The 20,731-nt window shown below is 41.7% G+C and carries 19 protein-coding genes and 1 pseudogene; 13 read left to right on the top strand and 7 right to left on the bottom strand.

Annotated elements, in window-relative coordinates; genetic code table 11:
* The 5 genes and pseudogenes from BP27_RS17260 to BP27_RS16215 form a co-directional block, all read left to right on the top strand.
* Nucleotides 1–227, top strand: a pseudogene (locus tag BP27_RS17260) (IS30 family transposase); the annotation flags it as partial.
* A gap of 360 nt (nucleotides 228–587) precedes the next feature.
* On the top strand, nucleotides 588–1,010 hold the full coding sequence (gene ohr, locus BP27_RS0112070) for an organic hydroperoxide reductase Ohr (protein WP_027851768.1): 423 nt from the start codon (nucleotides 588–590) through the stop codon (nucleotides 1,008–1,010).
* 17 nt (nucleotides 1,011–1,027) lie between these two features.
* Complete coding sequence (locus BP27_RS0112065; protein ID WP_027851767.1) at nucleotides 1,028–2,035, top strand: LLM class flavin-dependent oxidoreductase; 1,008 nt, start codon at nucleotides 1,028–1,030, stop codon at nucleotides 2,033–2,035.
* On the top strand, nucleotides 2,025–3,425 hold the full coding sequence (locus BP27_RS16220; RefSeq protein ID WP_051610554.1) for a YcjX family protein: 1,401 nt from the start codon (nucleotides 2,025–2,027) through the stop codon (nucleotides 3,423–3,425). The genes BP27_RS0112065 and BP27_RS16220 overlap by 11 nt, the downstream gene beginning before the upstream one ends.
* Nucleotides 3,422–4,504: a TIGR01620 family protein gene (locus BP27_RS16215; protein ID WP_051610553.1), complete on the top strand. Its 1,083-nt coding sequence runs from the start codon at nucleotides 3,422–3,424 to the stop codon at nucleotides 4,502–4,504. Before BP27_RS16220 ends, BP27_RS16215 begins: the two co-directional genes overlap by 4 nt.
* 15 nt (nucleotides 4,505–4,519) lie before the next feature.
* Here BP27_RS16215 and ohrR read toward each other — a convergent pair whose 3' ends face one another.
* Nucleotides 4,520–4,963 (bottom strand): transcriptional regulator OhrR, encoded by a 444-nt coding sequence (gene ohrR / locus BP27_RS0112050; protein WP_027851766.1) that lies wholly within the window; start codon nucleotides 4,961–4,963, stop codon nucleotides 4,520–4,522.
* A 154-nt stretch (nucleotides 4,964–5,117) separates the two neighbouring features.
* Here ohrR and BP27_RS0112045 point away from each other — a divergent pair, with 154 nt between their 5' ends.
* A complete protein-coding gene (locus tag BP27_RS0112045; protein WP_027851765.1) occupies nucleotides 5,118–6,770 on the top strand; it encodes a methyl-accepting chemotaxis protein in 1,653 nt (550 codons plus the stop codon).
* Between the two features lie 72 nt (nucleotides 6,771–6,842).
* Here BP27_RS0112045 and BP27_RS0112040 read toward each other — a convergent pair whose 3' ends face one another.
* From BP27_RS0112040 to BP27_RS0112030, 3 genes are read right to left on the bottom strand one after another with little or no spacing between them, the layout of a single operon-like run.
* Nucleotides 6,843–7,643, bottom strand: a complete 801-nt coding sequence (locus tag BP27_RS0112040; RefSeq protein ID WP_027851764.1) for a thioesterase family protein — start codon at nucleotides 7,641–7,643, stop codon at nucleotides 6,843–6,845.
* Between the two features lie 24 nt (nucleotides 7,644–7,667).
* Complete coding sequence (locus BP27_RS16210; RefSeq protein ID WP_036240235.1) at nucleotides 7,668–8,048, bottom strand: PKD domain-containing protein; 381 nt, start codon at nucleotides 8,046–8,048, stop codon at nucleotides 7,668–7,670.
* A 5-nt stretch (nucleotides 8,049–8,053) separates the two neighbouring features.
* Nucleotides 8,054–9,205, bottom strand: coding sequence for a GNAT family N-acetyltransferase (locus BP27_RS0112030; protein ID WP_027851763.1), 1,152 nt, complete (start codon nucleotides 9,203–9,205; stop codon nucleotides 8,054–8,056).
* A 302-nt stretch (nucleotides 9,206–9,507) separates the two neighbouring features.
* On the opposite strand from BP27_RS0112030, the gene BP27_RS0112025 reads away from it, so the two are divergent.
* The 4 genes from BP27_RS0112025 to BP27_RS16205 all read left to right on the top strand — a co-directional run bounded on the left by BP27_RS0112025 (nucleotide 9,508) and on the right by BP27_RS16205 (nucleotide 14,019).
* Entirely contained in the window at nucleotides 9,508–10,995 is a 1,488-nt protein-coding gene (locus BP27_RS0112025) for a SulP family inorganic anion transporter (protein WP_027851762.1), read from the top strand.
* A 10-nt stretch (nucleotides 10,996–11,005) separates the two neighbouring features.
* Complete coding sequence (locus BP27_RS0112020; RefSeq protein ID WP_027851761.1) at nucleotides 11,006–11,857, top strand: universal stress protein; 852 nt, start codon at nucleotides 11,006–11,008, stop codon at nucleotides 11,855–11,857.
* A 132-nt stretch (nucleotides 11,858–11,989) separates the two neighbouring features.
* The gene (locus tag BP27_RS0112015; protein WP_027851760.1) at nucleotides 11,990–12,418 is read left to right on the top strand and encodes a hypothetical protein; all 429 of its coding nucleotides are present in this window, start codon (nucleotides 11,990–11,992) and stop codon (nucleotides 12,416–12,418) included.
* Nucleotides 12,415–14,019: a methyl-accepting chemotaxis protein gene (locus BP27_RS16205; RefSeq protein ID WP_051610552.1), complete on the top strand. Its 1,605-nt coding sequence runs from the start codon at nucleotides 12,415–12,417 to the stop codon at nucleotides 14,017–14,019. The genes BP27_RS0112015 and BP27_RS16205 overlap by 4 nt, the downstream gene beginning before the upstream one ends.
* Nucleotides 14,020–14,021: 2 nt before the next feature.
* On the opposite strand, the gene cls is transcribed toward BP27_RS16205, so the two are convergent.
* Nucleotides 14,022–15,452 carry a cardiolipin synthase gene (gene cls / locus BP27_RS0112005; protein WP_027851759.1) on the bottom strand — a complete coding sequence of 477 codons (1,431 nt, stop codon included), beginning with the start codon at nucleotides 15,450–15,452 and terminating at the stop codon, nucleotides 14,022–14,024.
* A 103-nt stretch (nucleotides 15,453–15,555) separates the two neighbouring features.
* Here cls and zapE point away from each other — a divergent pair, with 103 nt between their 5' ends.
* The 3 genes from zapE (at nucleotide 15,556) to BP27_RS17160 (ending at nucleotide 18,071) form a co-directional block, all read left to right on the top strand.
* On the top strand, nucleotides 15,556–16,677 hold the full coding sequence (zapE, locus tag BP27_RS0112000) for a cell division protein ZapE (RefSeq protein ID WP_036240233.1): 1,122 nt from the start codon (nucleotides 15,556–15,558) through the stop codon (nucleotides 16,675–16,677).
* Between the two features lie 25 nt (nucleotides 16,678–16,702).
* The gene (locus tag BP27_RS0111995; RefSeq protein WP_211251309.1) at nucleotides 16,703–17,584 is read left to right on the top strand and encodes a class I SAM-dependent methyltransferase; all 882 of its coding nucleotides are present in this window, start codon (nucleotides 16,703–16,705) and stop codon (nucleotides 17,582–17,584) included.
* A 262-nt stretch (nucleotides 17,585–17,846) separates the two neighbouring features.
* A complete protein-coding gene (locus BP27_RS17160; protein WP_150112057.1) occupies nucleotides 17,847–18,071 on the top strand; it encodes a hypothetical protein in 225 nt (74 codons plus the stop codon).
* Nucleotides 18,072–18,154: 83 nt separating this feature from the next.
* Here BP27_RS17160 and BP27_RS0111985 read toward each other — a convergent pair whose 3' ends face one another.
* The gene (locus BP27_RS0111985) at nucleotides 18,155–20,398 is read right to left on the bottom strand and encodes an ATP-binding protein (RefSeq protein WP_245597845.1); all 2,244 of its coding nucleotides are present in this window, start codon (nucleotides 20,396–20,398) and stop codon (nucleotides 18,155–18,157) included.
* Nucleotides 20,399–20,731, bottom strand: a 333-nt coding sequence (locus BP27_RS0111980) for an IS30 family transposase (protein WP_036239176.1), incomplete at its 5' end; no start/stop codon positions are given.

Genomic DNA, 20,731 nt, shown 5'->3' with positions numbered 1-20,731 from the left:
TTTACTTTGCAGACCCTTATGCTTCTTGGCAACGTGGATTGAATGAAAATACAAATGGCTTAATACGTCAATACTGCCCCAAAGGTTCATGCTTTAAGCACTTAGATGATGAGCATTTTGAATTCATTATGCATCGTTTAAATAACCGACCTAGGAAAACACTTGGAATGAAAACACCAAATGAAGTATTGTTTGAAGAATTACAGGCTGTTGCACTAGCAAGTTGAATCCAAGAATTCTAAAACTGCAGGCTGCAATAATAAAAACACTGAATAATAACAGAGCTATTTTTCTCTGCAACAATCTAGGTGGTTTGTGCCTTTAAAACACGCTCTTTGTTGGTTGCTTTCATTTATAAATTTTTATAGTAATTGGTTTGCATTGTTACCTTTATTAAAACGCTATCCTTAAAGTTCTCTCTCTGCGTACTCTAGTGACAGGCTTTATATTCTACCGCAAAAAAATTGTGCACAATCTTCTTGCGGCTAAGCAGAATTTAGGCTAGTCTCTATCTGAAATATAATTGTACGCAATTAAGTTGCTAGCAATAAATCTGTGTTGTCAAAAAAACTAACGAGGTCTAGAAAATGAAAGCACTTTATACAACTTCAGCAACTGCTTTGGCTGGGCGTAATGGTCAGGTAGCTACGGATGACGGTAAACTTTCTTTAGCTTTAAGCTACCCTAAAGAAATGGGTGGTAGCGGTGAAGCAACGAACCCTGAGCAGTTATTTGCTGCGGGTTATTCTGCTTGTTTTTCTAATGCAATTTTACATCTAGCACGTGAACAAAAGCTGGCAATTAAATCAGCACCAACAAAGGCCACCGTAGGTATTTTTCAAAATGAACAAGGTGGCTTTGCGTTAACAGCAAGCTTGGCTGTAGAGTTAGAACTAGATCAAGCGCAAGCCAATGCACTGGTTAAAGCGGCACATCAGGTGTGTCCTTATTCTAATGCGGTTCGCGGCAATATAGATGTTCAATTATTTGTGAACGGTATTGAACTTTAACTACTTGGGTTAATTTAATGAGTCTTCTACAAGCGGTTGATTTTTCTGTTCTTGAGCTGGCAACTATTTCCGATCAAGAAGCCAGCCCTAGCGGTGCTTTAAAGCGTGCACTACTAACGGCCAAGCATGTTGAGCAACTGGGCTTTAAGCGCTTTTGGGTGGCTGAGCATCACAATATGGAAGCCATTGCCAGTTCTGCTACTACGGTTTTAATGGGTTATTTAGCTGCCAATACTGAACGTATTCGCATTGGTTCAGGCGGCATTATGCTACCTAACCATGCACCGCTTGTAGTGGCTGAACAAATTGGCACTTTGGCAACGCTTTACCCTGAACGCATTGATTTAGGTTTGGGTAGAGCGCCAGGCACAGACCAGCTAACTGCAAGGGCTTTGCGTCGTCACTTAGATACGGATGCCAGTAGTTTTCCAGAAGGCGTTGCAGAGTTACAGCGATTGTTAGGCCCAAGGCAAGCAGGTCAGCAAATAATTGCTATGCCTGGTATGAATACTCAAGTGCCTATTTGGTTACTCGGTTCTAGTCTATTTAGTGCGAAATTAGCGGCTGCCAAGGGGTTGCCCTATTCTTTTGCATCCCACTTTGCGCCCCGTTTTATGATGCAAGCCATAGAGCTTTACCGTGCTGAATTCAAACCTTCAGCAACGCTTGCTAAGCCTAGAGTTATGCTAGGTATTCCGCTAGTCGTTGCTGAAACAGATGAGCAGGCTGAGTTTTTAGTCACCACAACCTATCAGCGCATTCTTTCGCTATTTCGTGGTCAAAGTTTGCACCTCTGCCCACCTGTTAAGGATATTCATAAAACTTGGAGCTTGCAGGAACAACAAGGGGTTAGCGACTTTTTAAGTATGGCAATGGTTGGAAGCCCTGCAACGGTTAAAGATAAGCTTGAAACACTGCTTCACCACACTCAGGCTGATGAGTTAATGTTTACTTGTGATCTGTATGATTTTGAAGATAGGTTGCGTAGCTTTGATTTAGTACAACAAATTAAAAATGAAAAATAAAAGCGCTTTTTTTGATAGATTTATCAACAAAACGATTAATAAAGCCTTAGATCGCCACATTTGCATTGGCATCACTGGCCTAAGCCGTAGTGGCAAAACAACTTTAATAACCAGCCTTATTAACCAACTTTGCCATTATGATTCTGCTAAGCTCGCCGGTTTTCCTCCGATTCAAGCCGATCGCTTGCTTGGAGTTAAGCTGCATTCACTTGATGATTTGCCGATGTTCCCTTATACCGCTGGTTATCAAAAAATTACCGCAACCCAACCAGAATGGCCAGATTCAACTTCAGAAATTAGTGGTTGCCTTATTGAATTGAGGCTTAGAAAATCGCATAAAAGCCTGCTAGGTAAAGATAACTACAGTCTTTTTATAGAGCTACGTGATTACCCAGGTGAATGGCTTTTAGACTTACCGCTTAGGGATATGAATTTTGTTCGTTGGTGCGGTTTATGCAGTGCCCAGTATTTACACTCGCCCAGGTTAGAGTTGTTGGGTTCTTTATTAGATGAATTTAAACAGCTGGACCCTTTTGCGCCGGTTGATACCGAAAAACTTCAGGTATTAAATGAGCAATATAAGCAGTTTCTTAGCCGCTGCAAAAACGATGAAAAAAGCCTAAGCCTTATTCAACCTGGCAGGTTTTTAATTCCCGGCAAGCTTCCTGATCTTGATATTGTTAATTTTATTCCCTTGCTGTCTTGTATAGGTAGGGAAGAAAGTGAGCTAGAATTAGCCAGCGAAAACAGTTATTACAAGGTGTGTAAGCGGCGCTATCAGCGTTACATTACAGAGTTAGTTGAGCCTTTTTACACTAACTTTTTTAGTGGCATAGATAGACAGCTAGTTTTAGTTGATGTGATAAGCGCCCTGCATTCTGGCCCTGTCTACCTAGATGATATGCGTCAAGCCTTAACTAACATTACGCAAAGCTTTACTTATGGTAACCAAAGCCGCTTACGTCAGCTTTTTAGCCCTAAGGTTGATCGCTTGATCTTTGCCGCAACCAAAATAGATTTGGTGTTATCCAAAGAACACGAAGCCGTTAGGCAATTGTTAAGTGCAGTGGTGAGAAGTGCTTACAAACATGCCAGAAGTGATGGCATTAGCCCGATTTGTGAAGCGGTTGCTGCGGTGCGTGCCAGTAATGAAAGCACCCGAATAAATAATGCCTTAGAAATTCTAACGCCTGAAGGTAAGCGTTTAGGTTATGTGCCGCCAGTTATGCCTTCCAAGTTACCCGACGACCAAGATTGGCAAGCTTTACAGGGGTGGATATTGCCAGAGCTATCACCGCCTAGAGGTTTATCCAGCAAAAACAATACCGCGCTCCCGCACATCAGGCTAGACACCCTGCTAAACGAACTCATTGGAGATAAATGCCCATGACCCAGAATAAGCGCAAGGGCGGTTTTACCTTCGATTTAGGTGAAGCGGACAGTTTAAATGGAACAGACGATGACCAGCCAGCTACTGAATCAACACGCCAAAGCAAAACTTTTGTTATTGAAGAGGATGTGCCGGAAAGCGTGCCGGAATCTATTGTTGCTAATGAGCGTTTACCCGAAGTTACCCAGTTTTCACTGTTTAAGTTAGAAGCCTTGCCACTAAAAGGTTTAAAGGTATTTTTCTATTCTGCCCTAGCTTTGGTGGTTGTTTTAAGTGGCTTTGAGTTAGTTCGTGCCTTTAACTACGCCTTATCCATTCATTGGGTTCTTGCCAGTGTTTTTAGTGTTCTATTAGGTTGGGTTGCGCTGTTAGGTTTAAGGCTAGTGTACCGCTATTTAAAAGATACCGAAAATCTTTCTAAGCAAGTTGCTATGCAAGATAAGGCTGAACGCTTGCTGGAAGGTAATGATTTTGGTCAGGCAAAAAGCTTTATTAATGAGTTGCGTGGCTTTTATAAAAACAAGCCGCAAGAAGCGCACTTTGAACGCTCTATTCAAGTAATGCCTGATTACAGCAATGACAAAGAAACCATTAATCACCTAGATGAAATCTTTCTAAAACCGTTAGATAAAGAAGCAACACGGCGAGTTTCTACCTATGCCGTGCAAAGTGGCGTAGGCGTAGCAATCAGCCCTTGGGCTTCTTTAGATATGCTATTAAGCCTTTGGCGATCCATGAAGATGATTGATGATGTGGCGCAGGTTTATGGTGTGCGACCTTCATTGCCTAATCGTTTGCGTTTATTTAGGCGGGTAGTCAACCAGCTGCTTTTTGTGGGTGCAACGGAGCTGATTGCCGAAAATGCTTTAGCCGAATTTGGTTTTCAAGGTATTACCACTTCTTTAAGTGCCCGTGCAGGGCAAGGTATTGGGGCAGGCTTTTATACTGCTAAAATTGGTTTGGCTGCGATGAAAGTTACCCGACCTATTGCTTTTACCTCAGCCAATAAGCCTAAAATGTCATCTTTAACCGGAGAAATGCTTAACAAAGTTAAAAGTATTTTTATAAAGGTGAGTTAGCACCACGCTTAAAAGTTAGTCGGTTAGGTTTGCTAGTAAACGTTCACATGCTGCCTTTAAGCTTATTAGCTCGTCGGCTTCCATCTTAGACAAGCACATCATTTTTTCTGGTATATGCTGTGCTTGTTCTTTTAGCTGCTCCCCAACCTCAGTGACTGAAATAAGCCGAATACGCTCATCTTCTTGGCTGCGGGTTCGGTTAACATAGCCCTTAGTTTCTAAGCGTTTGAGTAGGGGGGTCAGGGTTCCTGAATCGAGGTGAAGCTTTTTTCCTAAGGCTTTAACGTTGATAACCTGTTCTTCCCATAACACCATCATCACTAGGTATTGTAGGTAGGTTAAATCCAGAGCTTTCAGCAAGGGCTGATAACTTCTGCTCATAGCGTTTGATGTGCTGTAGAGTACAAAGCAAAGTTGGTTATCTAAGGTTAGGTAGCCTTCTTTATCTGGATCAATCATTAAAAAAATTTCCATAAGCAATTTAGTTGCACACAATATACTTGCACGCTGATATTAGTTCAACTAGTATCTGTGTCTAGTGGATTGATCTTAAGCTTTAGTTAGTGTTGCTGTCGTTTTAATTGAATAATAAAAACTCTCTAGGAGTTATACTTTGAGAAATAACCAACCCGTCACGCAAAAAGAATATCCAGTACGTCCAGATACCGCAATTATCTCTCATACCGATGCTTTAGGTAACATTGTTTATGTTAACGATGAGTTTGTTGAGTATGCAGGTTTTGAGCGTTCAGAGCTGATCGGTGAGCCACATAACATTATTCGTCACCCAGATATGCCTAGGGAGGCGTTTCGTGACTTTTGGGCAACCTTGAAAAAAGGTCGTGCCTGGCAGGGTATTATTAAAAACCGTCGCGCCAATGGTGATCACTACTGGGTTAAAGCAACCGCTACGCCTTTAAAAAACGGCGGCTACATGAGCGTGCGTTTAAAAGCCACAGAGCAAGAGATAAAAGATGCAACGGCTCTTTATGCGCGTATGCGAGAAGGTAGTAGCGATAGGTTGGCAGGTGGTTATCATTTATCTGGTTTATATTCACGCATTTCACATTTCTACCAAAGCATAAATATCATTCCAACTACCTTAATTCCTATGGTTCTTGGTTTTTTAATAACGCTTGGAGCCCTAGGTTATACACACTTACAGATCGATGACCCCAGCATTCATAAGCTAATGCTACCAATGGCGGTCACTATTTTGGGTGCTTGTAGCATGGTTTTTATTTGGCTTTATTTAATCATGCGTAGACAAACTAGACGGCTGAATTATTTAAAAAGTGTGGCAATGGAGATAGGTTCAGGCAACTTAGTTGGCCCTGCACCCATGGGCAAAGAAGATGAAATAGGTGGTGTGTTTAATGCGGTTCAAATTATGCGTAACCACCTGTTAGAAATTGCCTTTCAGATGACGCAATCAACCAAGTCTTTAGATCATGCAGCCGAAGAAATGCTAGCAGCCAGTAAGGCAACGTCTGATGGTGCAGCTTCTCAGTCTAGATCTTCTACTAATATGGCAGCGGCGCTAGAAGAATTAAGTGCATCGGTTGAACAAATTGGTGAAAGTGCTACGGCTGCACATGCGGCTTCTAACCAAGCGGGTGAAGTTGCGCGTTTAGGTGCTGAAGCGGTTTATGCAAGCTCACAAGAAATTAGTGCCATTGCTGGTACGGTTAATAATTCAGCCACCAAAGTTAAAGAGTTAGAAGAACTGTCGGGCAATATAGGTAAAATTGTTTCTACCATTCGCGAGATAGCTGACCAAACCAACCTATTAGCTTTAAATGCTGCCATTGAAGCAGCTAGGGCTGGTGAGCATGGTCGCGGGTTTGCTGTGGTTGCCGATGAAGTGCGCAGTTTAGCAGAGCGTACGGCTACTTCTACTGTAGAAATATCCGACATGGTTGCGCAAATACAAAATCGTACTGAAGAAGCCGTGGTAGAAATGCAAGCTAGCGTGCAGCAGGTAAGTGAAGGTGTTAGTAAAGCAGAGCGTGCAGGCCAGTCGGTTGCAGAAATAGAAGGTGAAACCAGTAAAGTAGTACAATCTACGCAAGATATTCAGGGCATTTTGCAAGAGCAAGCCTTGGCTGCTCGAGAGGTTGCTGAAACCATTGAAGGTATAGCTCGCTTAGCTGATGAAAATGCTTCACAAGCTAGTCAAACACTGGTTGCTAGCCAAGAAATTCAAAGTACAACCAAGGTGCTCGATGAGCTGTGTAAGCAATTTAAAGTTTGCACTAACGAGTAGTTAATTCAACTCTAGAGGTGAGGAGGGTTCCCCCTCCTCCTCGGAACAGCTAAACAAATGAGCTGGGTGAAATTAACCCAGTTTTCTAAGGGTTAGAATTTGTTCACTGCGTCCAAATGGTCCCTGTTCGTCATGCAAAATAGCACTGGTTAGGCCTATGCCATCTTCACCATACTGTTGTACGGTTTCTAAACCTAACCACTGGCCGCTAGGGTAGCGGTGTAGATGAATTTGTAAGTCTAGGTTTGGAAAAGCCCAAGTGATATTGCTGCCTTGGCGGGGTGCAGTGCCATTAGCAGTATCAACCATGCCAATTAAATGAACAAAGTCGCTAGTAGTAAAGTTTTCGACCATTTCAAGTGAGTTATTAAGCCAAACAATGCCTTTGCCATCTCGGTGGTTTTCAGCAATTTTGGCTTCTAAACTTTTAATGTATCCACCTGGCCAGTGGGAAATGCCTTGCCAGGCTGGCAGTGTATCTGGGTGATGAACAGCTGGGTCTTCTAAAGCGGCCACTGCACTACTATTTTGCGTCGCCATTCTCCAGGCTCTAGCAACTATGCAGGTTTTACCTTGCGCTTGCATTTCAGATTCAATTAATTCTATTGTTCTGCCTGGGCGAATTACCCGGGTGGTAATAGAAAATTCACCTGCTGGAATTAACCCAAAAATATCGAAGCTGATGCGGCCAATACGCATGTCATCACGGGGCTGAAAGTTTTCCATCTCTCTTGCCATTACACCGCTGGCTGGCGCCATGTGTTGTTCGTGTGTATTCCAAGCACCCTGTGCATGATCGGTAGACTTGTAGAAAGTGGTAACACTGCCATCGTCTGCTGTTTGGGTGTTAATCAACTGGTAATAAGCATTCATCTTGTAGCGTTTCTCTTATAAGTATTAAAGATTAAGGTCTAGCTGGGGCCTCAGGCTTGTATCGCCTTTTAAAGCACAAAAATCTTGTTGCTGACCATCGGCATAGGTTACTAGTACATTAAAGCCCATGCCAGCGGGGTGATTTAAAAAAAGTGTGCGGCTTTCTTGGGGTGCTAAACGAAAAGTTTGAATGGATGATTGTCCGTCTGAGCTTCCAAAGTCTAGCTTAATAGATGTTATTTGTTGTTGGCTGCTATTAGTAAAGTTAACTGCCAAGCCTTCTTCAGCGGCGAACCAGCGGCCAAGTAGAAAGCCAATACCTAAAATAATAAGAATTTTTAACCATAAAGGGGCTTTGTTAAGGAATGAATCAGTAGGTTCTTGCTGGGTTTTATGGTTGCTCATGATTTTTAATTAGGCCTATTTTTAAAAGGTAGGTGTTGGCTGGCTTGTTTAGCATATTGCTCTACTTGGGTTGCTTCTTCTTTAACAAAATTGCTAATGGCAGAATTAAAAGCTGCCTCGGCTAGCCAATGGTTAGAGCGAGTAAATAGAGGTTTAAAGCCTCGGCTAATTTTATGTTCACCTTGGGTGCCTGGATCAAAGTGGGTTAAGCCTTTTTCTAAGCAGTATTCAATGCCCTGATAATAACAGGCCTCAAAGTGTAGGCTGTCTGCATCTACCTTACTACCCCAGTAACGTCCGTAAAGGCTCTGGTTATCGTAAAAGAATAAAGCTGCAGCAACTGGCTGTTGGCTAGCTTCTTGTTTAGCTTCAACCAGTAAAAGGTGTTCTGGCATTGTTGTTAACAGCTGCTCAAAAAAGCCTTTACTTAAATAAGCTTGCCGCCCACGCCTTAAATAGGTGATTTGATAACACTCATAAAAGTGCTCAATTTGTGCAGGGGTAATTTGTGTACCTTCTATTCTTTCTAAACTTAGGCCTTGCTCGCTCACTTTACGTCTTTCTTGCCTAACATTTTTACGTTTTTTGGAACTAAAGCTACTTAAAAACTCATCAAAGGTTTGCCAGTTTTCAGTATTAAACCAATGAAATTGACAGCCTAAACGAGCGTGTAGCTTTTGATTAGCAAAAAGTTGCTGTTCATCTTGTGGCGTAAAAAGTAGATGCCAGCTAGAAGCACCAAGGCGTTGTGCCTCTGTTTTAATGGCATCAACTATTAGGGGAATTAAGTCAGCTTTTGCGTAGTTAGGGTGAAGCAATAAACGCTGCCCTTGGCTGGGTGTATAAGGAATAGCGCTAACCAGCTTGGGGTAGTAGGCCAAGCCATAGCGTTGATACGCATCGGCCCAAGACCAATCAAACACATACTCACCATAAGAGTGGCTTTTTATGTATAAAGGCATAAAACCTATAAGTTGCTGGTTGTTTTCAATAATTAAATGATGGGGCTGCCAACCGCTTTGTCGACTTGCTGCGCCTGAGTCTTCTAGGGCTTGTAAAAAGCGCTGACTAATAAAAGGGTTGTTATGAGGGTTATCGAGTTGTTGCCATTCTAGATTATTTAAGTGGCTGATTTGGTCGATAAAACGAATTTGCATGGTTGGTTTTATACCTATTTAACTGGACAAGCTTTAATCTACTTCTACCCCTTAGTGGAGTTCGTATAGAGGATAGCTTACCACTAGCTCTCTTGCATCTAGCTAGGATCAATGTAAAATTCTCTGGTTTTATATACATAAAATTATGTATAGGCGCACCTTCCCCCCAGATTCATCAGTGGTCTTACTGTGAAGTCATCTTATTAGTTTACGCTTGGCATTTAGCTGCTAGTGGTTACTGATGAATAAAGTATCAATTTTGTGCCAGTGCTGCCTTGTAACTGAGTTAATAAAGGGTCGTTATGCTTGAAAATATAAAACTTGAATGGTTCTCTAATATACGCGGTGACCTACTTGCAGGTACTGTGGTTGCCTTGGCTTTAATACCTGAAGCCATTGCCTTTTCTATTATTGCAGGTGTAGACCCTAAAGTAGGCTTATATGCCTCTTTTTGTATTGCGGTTATTATTGCTTTTGTGGGCGGTCGCCCAGGTATGATTTCAGCCGCCACCGGTGCTATGGCTTTGCTAATGGTTACCTTGGTTAAAGAGCATGGGCTGGAATACCTTTTGGCAGCCACGCTTTTAACTGGGGTTATTCAAATTTTAGCAGGCTATATTAAGCTGGGTAGCCTAATGCGCTTTGTTTCCCAATCAGTGGTCACAGGTTTTGTGAATGCCCTAGCCATACTTATATTTATGGCGCAGTTGCCAGAGCTTATCAATGTAACCTGGCACGTTTATGCTATGACGCTTGCAGGCTTAGGCATTATTTATCTTTTTCCTTACTTGCCTGTGATAGGTAAAAGTGTGCCATCGCCTTTGGTATGTATTGTTTCTTTAACCGCTTTGGCAATGTTTCTTGGGTTGGATATACGCACGGTAGGCGATATGGGTGAACTACCCGATACGCTACCTGTGTTTTTGTGGCCAAATGTGCCGCTCAACCTAGACACCCTAATGATTATTCTGCCCTACTCGGTAGGTTTGGCGATTGTTGGTTTGCTTGAATCGATGATGACTGCAACCATAGTTGATGAGTTAACTGATACGTCTAGTGATAAAAACCGTGAGTGTAAAGGTCAGGGTATTGCCAATATAGGTGCTGGTTTAATGGGTGGTATGGCTGGTTGTGCAATGATAGGGCAGTCGGTTATTAATGTTAAATCGGGTGGCCGTGGTCGATTATCTACCTTTACAGCCGGTGCTTTGCTTTTAGTTTTAATTGTTTTCTTAGGCGATTGGTTAAAACAAATTCCTATGGCTGCTTTGGTTGCGGTTATGATCATGGTGTCTATTGGTACCTTCTCTTGGACTTCGATTCTTAATTTAAAAAAGCACCCTATTTCGACCAATATTGTAATGATTGCAACCGTGTTGGTGGTGGTGGCAACCCATAACTTGGCCCTTGGGGTTTTGGTGGGTGTGCTTTTATCTGCACTCTTCTTTGCTAACAAAATTGGCCGTATTATGTATGTTAAGTCTAAGCTGACAGAAGAAAGTACCCGTGTTTACCAAGTGGTTGGCCAGGTGTTTTTTGCTTCTTCTGAGCAGTTTATTCAGTCTTTTGATTTTAAAGAAGTCGTAGATAAAGTAGTGATCGATCTTAGCCAAGCCCACTTTTGGGATATTACGGCTGTTGCTACACTCGATAAGGTGGTTATTAAATTCAAGCGTGATGGTGCAGAAGTAGAAGTTGTCGGTATGAGTGAAGCCACTGAAACTATTGTAGATAAGTTTGGTGTGCACACTGACCCTAACGAAGTTGAAAAGCTAATGGCTGGCCATTAAGGAGATTAAAATGAACAAAATAATTACTTGTATTGATGGCTCAGCACTGTCTGATGATGTTTGTCATGCAGGTGTCTGGGCAGCCAATAAGCTAGACAAAACCCTACTACTTCTTAATGCAATAGAAAAAGCAGCTAGTCCATCTACCAAAAATTTAAGTGGTGCAATCGGCTTAGGTGCTCGTACGGCTTTGTTATTAGAAATGGCTTCATTAGATGAGCAGCGAAGTAAAGTTGCCCTAACCCTAGGTAAAGAAATTTTAGAAGAAGCTAAAGACTTAGCAGCAAGCAAAGGTTGTCAGTCCATAGAAAAAACACTAAGGCATAGCGGTATAGTTGAAGCCATTCGTGATTTAGAAGCCGATGCACGTCTTGTGGTTATTGGTCGTTTAGGGGAAGGTAATGAGCAAAGCTTTAAAATGCTTGGTTCGCATATCGAGCAGGTGATTCGCCAAGTACATACCCCGGTACTAATTGTTAATAAAGATTTTGTAGAGCCTAAAAGTTTTATGCTTGCCTATGATGGTCGAGAAACTGCCGATAAAGCCGTTCAGCGTATTCTAGAAGGTGGTCTGCTAGATAACTTAACCTGCCATTTGGTAACGGTTAAAAACAAACAGCCCAAATTACAAGAAAAATTTGAGCAAACTAAAGCCTTGTTAATTGAAAAGGGCTTTGAAGTAAAAGCTAGCTTTTTGGAAGGCAATATTTTTAACGCTTTAGAAGCCTATAAACAAAAAGAAGCAGTGGATCTTTTAGTGATGGGTGCTTTTTCTCACTCTAAATTAGCAACGGTGTTTTTGGGTAGTAACACTTTAAAAATGGTAGAGACAACTCAGTTGCCACTTTTAATCCTTCACTAAAAGCATTGAATAAAGAAGTATAAGCCAGCATTAATCTAGGTTAGTGCTGGCTTTTTTATCTATTGCTAGTTGCAGTCTGATGTTATTTAGAAGAAACTCGATAAGAGTTAAATTCACACAAGGAACCTTCATGTGTTTTCTTCATTAACCTTTCAAAAACGTCTGCTCGCCAGTGTGATTTTATCGGGTAGCGTGTTTCTATTTTTAGCTTTGCTTTACACCTATGATTATCGTAGCAAGCTAACAGAAAAAATTATGCAAGAACAAAGCGATGTTCTGCAAGTTGTACTTAGGGAGCGCATTAAAGCTAAAGAAAACTTTGGTTTGGGCTTAGCCGTTATGCTGGCTAACAACCCTTTAATTGGTGATTACCTAGTTAATGACCAGCGTACCAAAGCGTTAAATTATGTTAATAGCGTGACTAAAAACTATGCTGAAACCACTAACTACCGTGGTTTAAAAATTCAAATTCATACAGCCGATGGGCACTCTTGGTTAAGAAACTGGACCCTGAAAAGTACGGTGATAATTTATTATTTCGCCCTAGTATCAAGCAAATGATCCAAACGCGTAAGCCTTTTGCAACCTCAACAGAAATAGGTTTAGTCGGCTTTAGCATAAGGGGCCTAGCACCCATTTATATTGAAGGTGAGTACGTTGGTAGCCTTGAAGTGTTACAGGGTGTTGGTAGTGTTAGTCGAGATTTTGAAGCCGACCAGCATGCCTACATTATGTTGTTAAATAAAGACCTAGCTAAGCAAGCTCCTGTACTGGCTAAAAATATGCCTATTGCTGACTACCTGCTACCTAATGACCGTTGGTTTAATCCACGAGCTGTAAACTTTGCAAAATCTCTTAACCTAAATGAACTAGAGCTTTCCAGTGGCGCATTTAATATTCAGCTAACCGATGAGTGGTTTGTAACCCAAGCACCTGTAGTTAACTCTGCTAATGAATTAATAGGTGTGCATATTATGGGCATGCCAGCAGCCATTATTGCTGAACAGGTTAAAGCAGCTTCAAGTGCTGCCTGGATGTTTATGCTAATGATGGCGCTGTTAATTTTAGGTATGGGTGGCATAGTCACTTGGCAGGTTCAGCGCGGCATAGTGAACCCTATTCTTAGTTTTCAACAACAGCTAGGCGTTATTACTAAAACCTTAGATGTTAGTCAGCGATTAACCACCTTAGATAGAGGCAGTTTAGGCGAGCTTGCCCTACAAACCAATCACTTGCTGGCTCAGTTAGAAGTAACTATTAAGGGTGTGCATACTAGCTCAGATAAAATTAGTGCCAAAGCACAAAGCCTAGCTACTTCTGCTGGGCTAGTTACATCAGCCGAAGGCTTGGCTAATAAAATGGATCAGTCGATGGTGATGGCAGTAGAACAAATGTCATCATCGGTAGCTGAGATTACTTCTACCATGGAAGAATTGTCTGCTTCATCAACTGAAATAGCCGACTACTCTCATGGCGTGGTAGATGTTGCTAACCTAACCTTAGAGAGCAGTAAAAAAGGTGCGGATGCCATGCATAACCTGCATGCCAATATGACAGATATTCACCAAGACAGCACCGCCAGCTTGGAAGAAATGTTGCAGTTAGGCAACCAGTCTAAGGCAATTAGTAAGGTTATGGACTTAATCAATGATTTGGCTGATCAAACCAAACTAATCGCTTTTAATGCAGCGTTAGAGGCATCAAGTGCAGGGGAGTCAGGTAAGCGGTTTTCAGTTGTTGCTAGCGAAATACGTCACCTAGCAGATAGAGTGACTGAGTCTACTTATGAAATTGAAGAACGCATTGAAGATATACAAGATTCAATTAACCGCTTGGTGATCACCTCTGAGAAGGGGGCGACCTTAATTCAAAAAGGTATTCAAAACAGCTCAGAAACCAAAAATGAGCTGAATACTTTAGTAGAGGCTGCTAGCAAAACGAGCAATGCTGCCAAACAAATTTCTTTGTCTACTCAACAGCAAAAAGCCGCAAGTAAACAAGTGGTTTTAGCATTACATGATATTACTAGCAGTAGTAAATTTAATGCTCAGTCGATAAGAGAAATTAGTGACATTAGCCAAGATATGCTGGAAGTATCCGAGCACCTACAAGCTTTAGTGAATGAGTTCCATATAAAAAAGATTGAGCAAGCCAGTGGTTAGCTTCACAAAATAGGGCCTAGAGTAGCAACGACGTTATTACTGATTCTTCGATAAAATGGCCAGTTCAGCACTTCAGGCAGCTTAACTTCATCTGAGCCTTCAATGTAGGTGAATTGACGCTCATTAATGGCTTGGGTGAGCTGCCTGTCTTGCAGTAGCAGATTGTTTTCGTAGTTAAGGTCAAAGCTGCGTAAGTCTAGGTTAGAAGAACCGATTAAGCTGACTTTACCGTCAACCGTAAGTATTTTTGAATGCAGCAAGCCTTTCCTGTGCTCAAAAATGGTGCAGCCAGCATCTAGTAGGCGACGGTAATAACTATGGCTAGCTGCCGCTACTATCCAACTGTCATTTTTCTTAGGAAAAATCAGTGTAACCTTCACTCCACGGTGTGCAGCAGTACACAAGGCTTCTAAAACGGTAGTGTCAGGTACAAAGTAGGGTGTAGTCAGTAGAATTGACTCTTGGGCGCAAGCAAATAAATTAGAGAAGAGTTGTGGGGCTGCACCTGTACGTTCTGTTGGCCCAAAGCCCATAACCTGTGCGGGAAATCCCTTCTCAAATACTTCTGTTGCTAGGTGAATCGAATTGAAAGCTTCACCTGTTGCTTGCATCCAATCACTAGCAAAAAGTAACTGGTTTTGAGCAACCACTGGCCCTTTAAAGCGCAGCATTATATCTATCCAAGGCGCATATTTTTTCTTAACTAAAAATTCAGGGTCGGCTGAGTTGCTGCTACCACAATAAGTAATACGTGAATCTATCACGGTTATTTTTCTATGGTTGCGTAAATCTATGCGACTGGTAATTAAAGTGTAAATAATATTATTGATAGGTAGGGCTACAGCAAGGTGAACCCCTGCTTCTTTCATGCGCTGCCATAAAACTGACTTTATTAGGTGTCGAGAACCTAGCCCATCGGCCAGCACCCGGCAAGTAACGCCTCTTTGGGCTGCGCGCATTAAAGCTTCTGCCAAGGCCGTGCCAGTTATATCTGTTAACCAAATGTAATAAAGAACATGCACCTGGTCGGTAGCAGCGTCTATATCAGCAATCATACGAGTCAAGGTGGTTTCGCTGTCTGGCATAAGCTCCGCAATGTTTCCATCTAAGGGATGAAAGCCATTGATGGAACCGCCATATAAAAAAGCTGGTTGGTAAACTTGCTCAATACACTGGTAACAATAGTCACTTTTACCCATAAAGCTTGAAGCTTGAGCGTTGATTTCACCAAAAATTTCATCGTGTCTTTTAGTAGCATGGTTGCCTAAATCTATTTCCCCAAATAGAAAGTAAAAAAGGCTACCAACGTAAGGCAAGGCATTTAAAACAATAAACCAAGCCAAGCGACCGGGCGGAGAAAGGTCATCTCTTAGGAGTATTCTAAGCGTAAAAACAAGCACTAAAAGTGCATGTAAAATTATAATGATGGACATTAAGTTATCTCTAATCGTACAAAAGCTAAAGCTAATTGCAGCCTGTAAAAGCGGTTGTCAGTGTAAGATTGTCAGTCAATAAGGTAAATAAGGAATTAATTTAGTGGTAACCCCTTTACTAGTCTACCAGCAAGCCCTGACCAAAGGGTTTAAAGAAGATGCAGCTCAATATTTGGCAGTACAAAATTTAGAGCGCTGTTTTCAAACTATCCACTCAGCCGATTCATCAACACCGCCACCTAAGGGTATCTACCTTTGGGGGCCAGTTGGCCGGGGTAAAACCTGGCTGATGGATAGTTTTTATCACAGTTTAAAAGTGCCTGCTAAACGCTTGCACTTTCATCACTTTATGCGCTGGCTACATAAGCGGTTATTTCAGCTGACAGGTCAAGAAGATCCCTTAGCATTAATTGCGCAAGAGCTAGCCAGCGAAGTGAGTGTTCTATGCTTTGATGAACTGTATATTAGCGATATTGGTGACGTCATGTTGTTGAGTCGCTTAATACAAATACTTTTTGCAGAGGGTTTGGTTTTAGTGGTTACCTCTAACCAGCCACCCCAGCAGCTTTATGATAAAGGCTTTAATCGAGAGCAGCTTCTGCCTGCTATTAGCGCGATAGAACAAAACATGCATATTTTGAGTGTCGATGGTGGAACAGACCACCGTTTGCACCCAGGTGCAAGCCAGCAGCGTTACTGGGTGAATGCACCTCAAGCCTTAGCTGAGGTTTTTGCTGAACTAACCGATAAAGAGCCAGTAAAACAAATAGTTAGCGAACCTTTGCCCTTGGGTGGCCGCCACCTAAAATTGGCTTTGCGTAGCCAGCGAGTGTTATGGTGTAACTACCAAGACCTTTGTGAGCAAGCTTTTGCCCCCGTCGATTTTATTGAACTTTGCGATAGTTTTACGCACATCTTATTAGGCCAGGTGCCAAAGTTAACCGGTGCAGGAAAGCAAAAAGATATAGCGCGAGGTACAGAAGATGCAGCTAAACTGGTTGAAGCTGGCGATAGAGAACTACCTCAGCTCACGCATCAAGATGACGGTGTAAGGCGTTTTATTGCATTAGTAGACGAGTGCTATGACCGAGGCGTACCTCTGTACCTAGAAGCAGCCGTAGCGTTAAATGAACTGTATCCTGAGGGTGCGCTGGCTTTTCCATTTCGTCGTGCATTAAGTCGTTTGCAAGAAATGCAATTAGAGCGTTTTGCACAAAAAATATAATCCTTTTACTATTTAGGTGTACTCCTTGTATAGAGACCTAGCGTTTGATCCTTATGATGATTCACTCGACGAGTCTGAACTGGGTGACTATGACTTTGACGACTATAGCCTGTCCGACCCTGATTTTAGAGATTTAGACTTTGATGACTACTCTCTTGATGAGCCTGATGTATTCCTAGATGTGCCCTTTGTTCCTACAGACGAAAAAGTAGTGCAAGCCATGTTAGACCTAGCTGAAGTCACCAGTAAAGATCTGCTTTACGACTTAGGTTGTGGTGATGGGCGCATAGTAGTGGCTGCCGCGCTAGACAGAAACGCTCGCGGTATAGGTATTGATATGGACCCTATGCGGGTTGCAGAAGCAATGGAATATGCGGGTAATACTGGTGTTGAATTTATGGTCGACTTTTTTGAAGATGATTTACTAGAAGCCGATTTTAGTCAGGCCACAGTAGTGACCCTATATTTATTAGATTTAGTTAATGTTGAGCTAAGACCTAGGCTGTTAAATGAGCTGCGACCTGGCACACGAATCGTTTCACATGCATTTGATATGGCAGACTGGCGACCTGATGAAAGAAAAAGTTTTAGCGGCATTAACCTGTTTAAATGGATAGTACCAGCACAAGTTGCTGGCGCATGGCAATGGCAAGCCAGCGATGGAGATACTTATAAAGTAGAGCTAGAACAAAAGTTTCAAAGAATTAAAGGCAAGGCTTGGGTGAATGGAAAAAAAGCCCAGCTTAATAATGCGCTACTCAGTGGCGACTTATTGGAATTACTCGTGCAGAAAGACGCAGAAAACAGCCCCATTAGTTTTATAATGCGGTGTGAAGAAAATCAGCTAGTAGCTGCCGATGGCGATTTTCAAGCAACACCTGCTGTTAAAATAAAAGACACAATTTAGAAATAATAAAAAGAGGCAGACTTTGCCTCTTTTATAACTGTTACCTTGTTAGCTTTCTTATTCCTCCTGTAAGTTTCTCAGTGCCTGTTGTAATCCTATTTAGCTCATCCTTTTCAAAATACTGCTCTCAAGCATAGCTTTTGCCTTTGTACCAAAGGTTTAGCTAACTTACTTATGTGGCGAAGACACAGTTCAGCTGCGCTTTGGCGATAAGCTAACGACAACTGATTTCAGTAAGTTAGAAAATATCGAAACTATTGATATGGCGGGTTATAACTCGGGTGAAAATACGATTACTGGCTTAAGAATAGAGGATGTTCTCTCTATGACTGATGATAGAAATGTCTTGGAAATTCTAGGTGATAGTGAAGATAAAGTTACTTTAGATGCAGGCTGGACTGCTACAGGTAACACAGCAGATGGCTACGTTACTTACATTCAAGATGGCGCAACCTTGAAGATTCAAGAAGGCATCATCATTGACTAAACCAACTAGCTAAGTTGCTCAAACCTAACCCCGCCTTTGCTTAGCATTAGTGGGGTTTTTTTATGATTGCTTGTCAGCAAGGTTTAATAATCTTTTTGAATTAAATGGCAAACTTCAGCCAGCTTTAAACGTAATTCCAATAGGTCGATAGGCTTGCTTAGTTGAGCACAAAACCTTTCTGAATCTTCATCTACTGCTTCTTGGCGGTCGCAGCTTTGGGTTCCGGTCAGTAAAATCACTGGAATCTTAGGCCATTTCTTGCGTGCCACTTCAAGCACGGCTCTACCAGAAGCCTTGGGTAGCTGATAATCAGTAATAATAACCGCGGGCTGGCTTGGGTTTTGGTTAAGCGCTTCTTCAACAGCTTCTGCACTGGCTAAAAGCTTGTTTTTAAAACCCATTTCCTGTAGCTGTATGTCTAGTAATTCACGAATTTGTAAGGAGTCATCTATTACCCAAGCTGTTTGCCCCTGGGCATTAAAAGCAGGTAATAAATCGTGTACAGCAGGTAATACAGGTGTGACTTGTTGTTCATCGCCGGCAACACAAGGAAGGCTAAAGTTTGCCTGAGTTCCTTTGCCTAGTTGACTGGTGAATTGCAGCTCACCACCTAGTTTTTCGGTTAATTCAAAGCAAATAGCTAACCCCAAGCCAGAGCCCGGGCTGGATTCAGATGCACGATAAAAAGGTGTGTAGATTTTTTCAAGCTGTTGAGGTTTCATACCCGACCCCGTATCGCTCACTTGGAAGCTAAGCCATCTTTTGCCATCTTGCTGATAACTAGCGGCAATAGTTAAAGAAATATTGCCTTGCTGCGTATATTTAGCGGCATTATCTAACAAGTTAAGCAAAACCCTTTGCAGCTGAGTGCTGTTGCAACGAATAACGGTTGGTATTTCAGTTTCTATAGTTAGCTGGAAACGGTTGCCTTGTTTATTGGCCAAGAGGTGAGCTTGGTTAACTAGGTTATCGATAAAAGCGATTAAATAAATATCATGCAACTCATTTTCTTGGGTGGTAATGTCTTTAGTGTAATCCACTAAACCATCGATCATGTCCTTCATATAGAGAGCTCTATCTTGAATGACTTGGTTAGCTTTTTGGCTAGTGACGGCCTCGACTGCTTGCAGTTGGGCATAGCCAAGAATTGCGGTTAAGGGCGCTCTTAAATCATGCGTGATTTGCCCTAAAAAGTTCACCTTGGCGGTGTTGGCTTTGTGGGCAGACTCCAGCGCTGTATTTAAGTCTTGAGTGCGGTCTTGTACGGCTTTTTCTAGGGTTTCTAGGTAGTCTAGTTGGTGTTTTTTTAGAGCCTCTTCAGCCGCTTTAAATTGGATTTTTTGTTGCCAGCTATAGGTCAAAATTAAGGCTAAGGCGATGATGATTTCTATATAAATCCGCAGAGCAGCAAAAGAGGTGGTGTAATAAATATTGAAGGTATAGCCCAATAATAAAAAAGACGAGAAAGCCCAATAAGCAAAGAGTAATAAAAGCAAAATCATTTGTTTAGGGTGTCTTATACGCAAGGCGGGTAGCAGCATAAACAACCAGCTAAAGGCATAACAGCTAGTTATTAAAATACCTAAGTTACGACTAGCATTACCATCGACTAAAAAGGTTACACCTATCATTAAAACAGCAGGTAAGGCAGTAACTATTAGAAAGATACGCCAATGGCGATAGGTGTGCAGCCCTAGTAAAAATACTGAAGTGGTTAAAAAAAGCTGTTCAGTTAATATCCAAGTAGAAACTCTTAAATTTAGGGAATAATCCCCTAAAAAAGTCAGTAGATAATTGCTAAAGAAACCATCTTTTTCTGTTTCAAATACAAAAGCAACTAACAACCAGATACCAGTAATAAGTAAGCCAGCATTAAGCTGAAAAACTAGAACAATTAACAAGGTAACTATGGCAGCAAAAATAGTAGCCTGAAATATTCTGCTGCCACTAATCGAGTTTGTATAAGCCACTGGCTCCCAGTTTTTAATACTTAAAAAAGGTAGACTATCACTACGAATTTTTATAAATAACAGCTGTGTTTCACCAGCATTTAGCCGAATTGGTATAATGGCTTTTCCATTACTAATAGTGCGATCTTGAATAGGGACAACCAGCCCTGTGGCTTCATGCCAAAGCAGTTGCTTAGTATTAGGGTTAAGAAAATAAGCATCCACTTGGTTTAATCGCCAAGGTTCAATTGCTAACCAGCGAATAAGCGCTTGGTTACTACTGTTATGCAGGGTTGTTTTTAGCCAAAAGTTAGTATGTGCTCTTGGTGCATTTAGTAAGCTTTTATTTTTATGAGACCATTTATTAGAACCTTGGATTCAACTTGCTAGTGCAACAGCCTGTAATTCTTCAAACAATACTTCATTTGGTGTTTTCATTCCAAGTGTTTTCCTAGGTCGGTTATTTAAACGATGCATAATGAATTCAAAATGCTCATCATCTAAGTGCTTAAAGCATGAACCTTTGGGGCAGTATTGACGTATTAAGCCATTTGTATTTTCATTCAATCCACGTTGCCAAGAAGCATAAGGGTCTGCAAAGTAAAAGTCACAATTCAGTGCTTTTGCAATGGCTTGATGCTCAGCAAACTCTTTACCATTATCTGCCGTTAGAGTATGTACTAAACCAACAGAAGCAAAGGGTGTTAACAA

This window comes from Marinospirillum insulare DSM 21763, from assembly GCF_000686905.1.
In the GTDB taxonomy this organism is placed as follows: Bacteria; Pseudomonadota; Gammaproteobacteria; order Pseudomonadales; family Halomonadaceae; genus Marinospirillum; species Marinospirillum insulare.
The sequence above is the reverse complement of the archived record's forward strand: the minus strand, read 5'-3'. Positions and strand labels throughout refer to the sequence as shown.

Bases quoted from the DNA above. Each gene is read 5' to 3' on its own strand.
- BP27_RS0112030 (WP_027851763.1), bottom strand. From the start codon at position 9,205: ATGCAAATTCGTTTTATCGACCAAATCAGCCACTTAAATAATCTAGAA.
- BP27_RS0112065 (WP_027851767.1), top strand. From the start codon at position 1,028: ATGAGTCTTCTACAAGCGGTTGATTTTTCTGTTCTTGAGCTGGCAACT.
- BP27_RS0112040 (WP_027851764.1), bottom strand. From the start codon at position 7,643: ATGAATGCTTATTACCAGTTGATTAACACCCAAACAGCAGACGATGGC.
- BP27_RS17160 (WP_150112057.1), top strand. From the start codon at position 17,847: ATGGCGGGTTATAACTCGGGTGAAAATACGATTACTGGCTTAAGAATA.
- BP27_RS16210 (WP_036240235.1), bottom strand. From the start codon at position 8,048: ATGAGCAACCATAAAACCCAGCAAGAACCTACTGATTCATTCCTTAAC.
- ohr (WP_027851768.1), top strand. From the start codon at position 588: ATGAAAGCACTTTATACAACTTCAGCAACTGCTTTGGCTGGGCGTAAT.
- BP27_RS16205 (WP_051610552.1), top strand. From the start codon at position 12,415: ATGATCCAAACGCGTAAGCCTTTTGCAACCTCAACAGAAATAGGTTTA.
- ohrR (WP_027851766.1), bottom strand. From the start codon at position 4,963: ATGATTGATCCAGATAAAGAAGGCTACCTAACCTTAGATAACCAACTT.
- BP27_RS16215 (WP_051610553.1), top strand. From the start codon at position 3,422: ATGACCCAGAATAAGCGCAAGGGCGGTTTTACCTTCGATTTAGGTGAA.
- cls (WP_027851759.1), bottom strand. From the start codon at position 15,452: ATGTCCATCATTATAATTTTACATGCACTTTTAGTGCTTGTTTTTACG.
- BP27_RS16220 (WP_051610554.1), top strand. From the start codon at position 2,025: ATGAAAAATAAAAGCGCTTTTTTTGATAGATTTATCAACAAAACGATT.
- BP27_RS0112020 (WP_027851761.1), top strand. From the start codon at position 11,006: ATGAACAAAATAATTACTTGTATTGATGGCTCAGCACTGTCTGATGAT.
- BP27_RS0112025 (WP_027851762.1), top strand. From the start codon at position 9,508: ATGCTTGAAAATATAAAACTTGAATGGTTCTCTAATATACGCGGTGAC.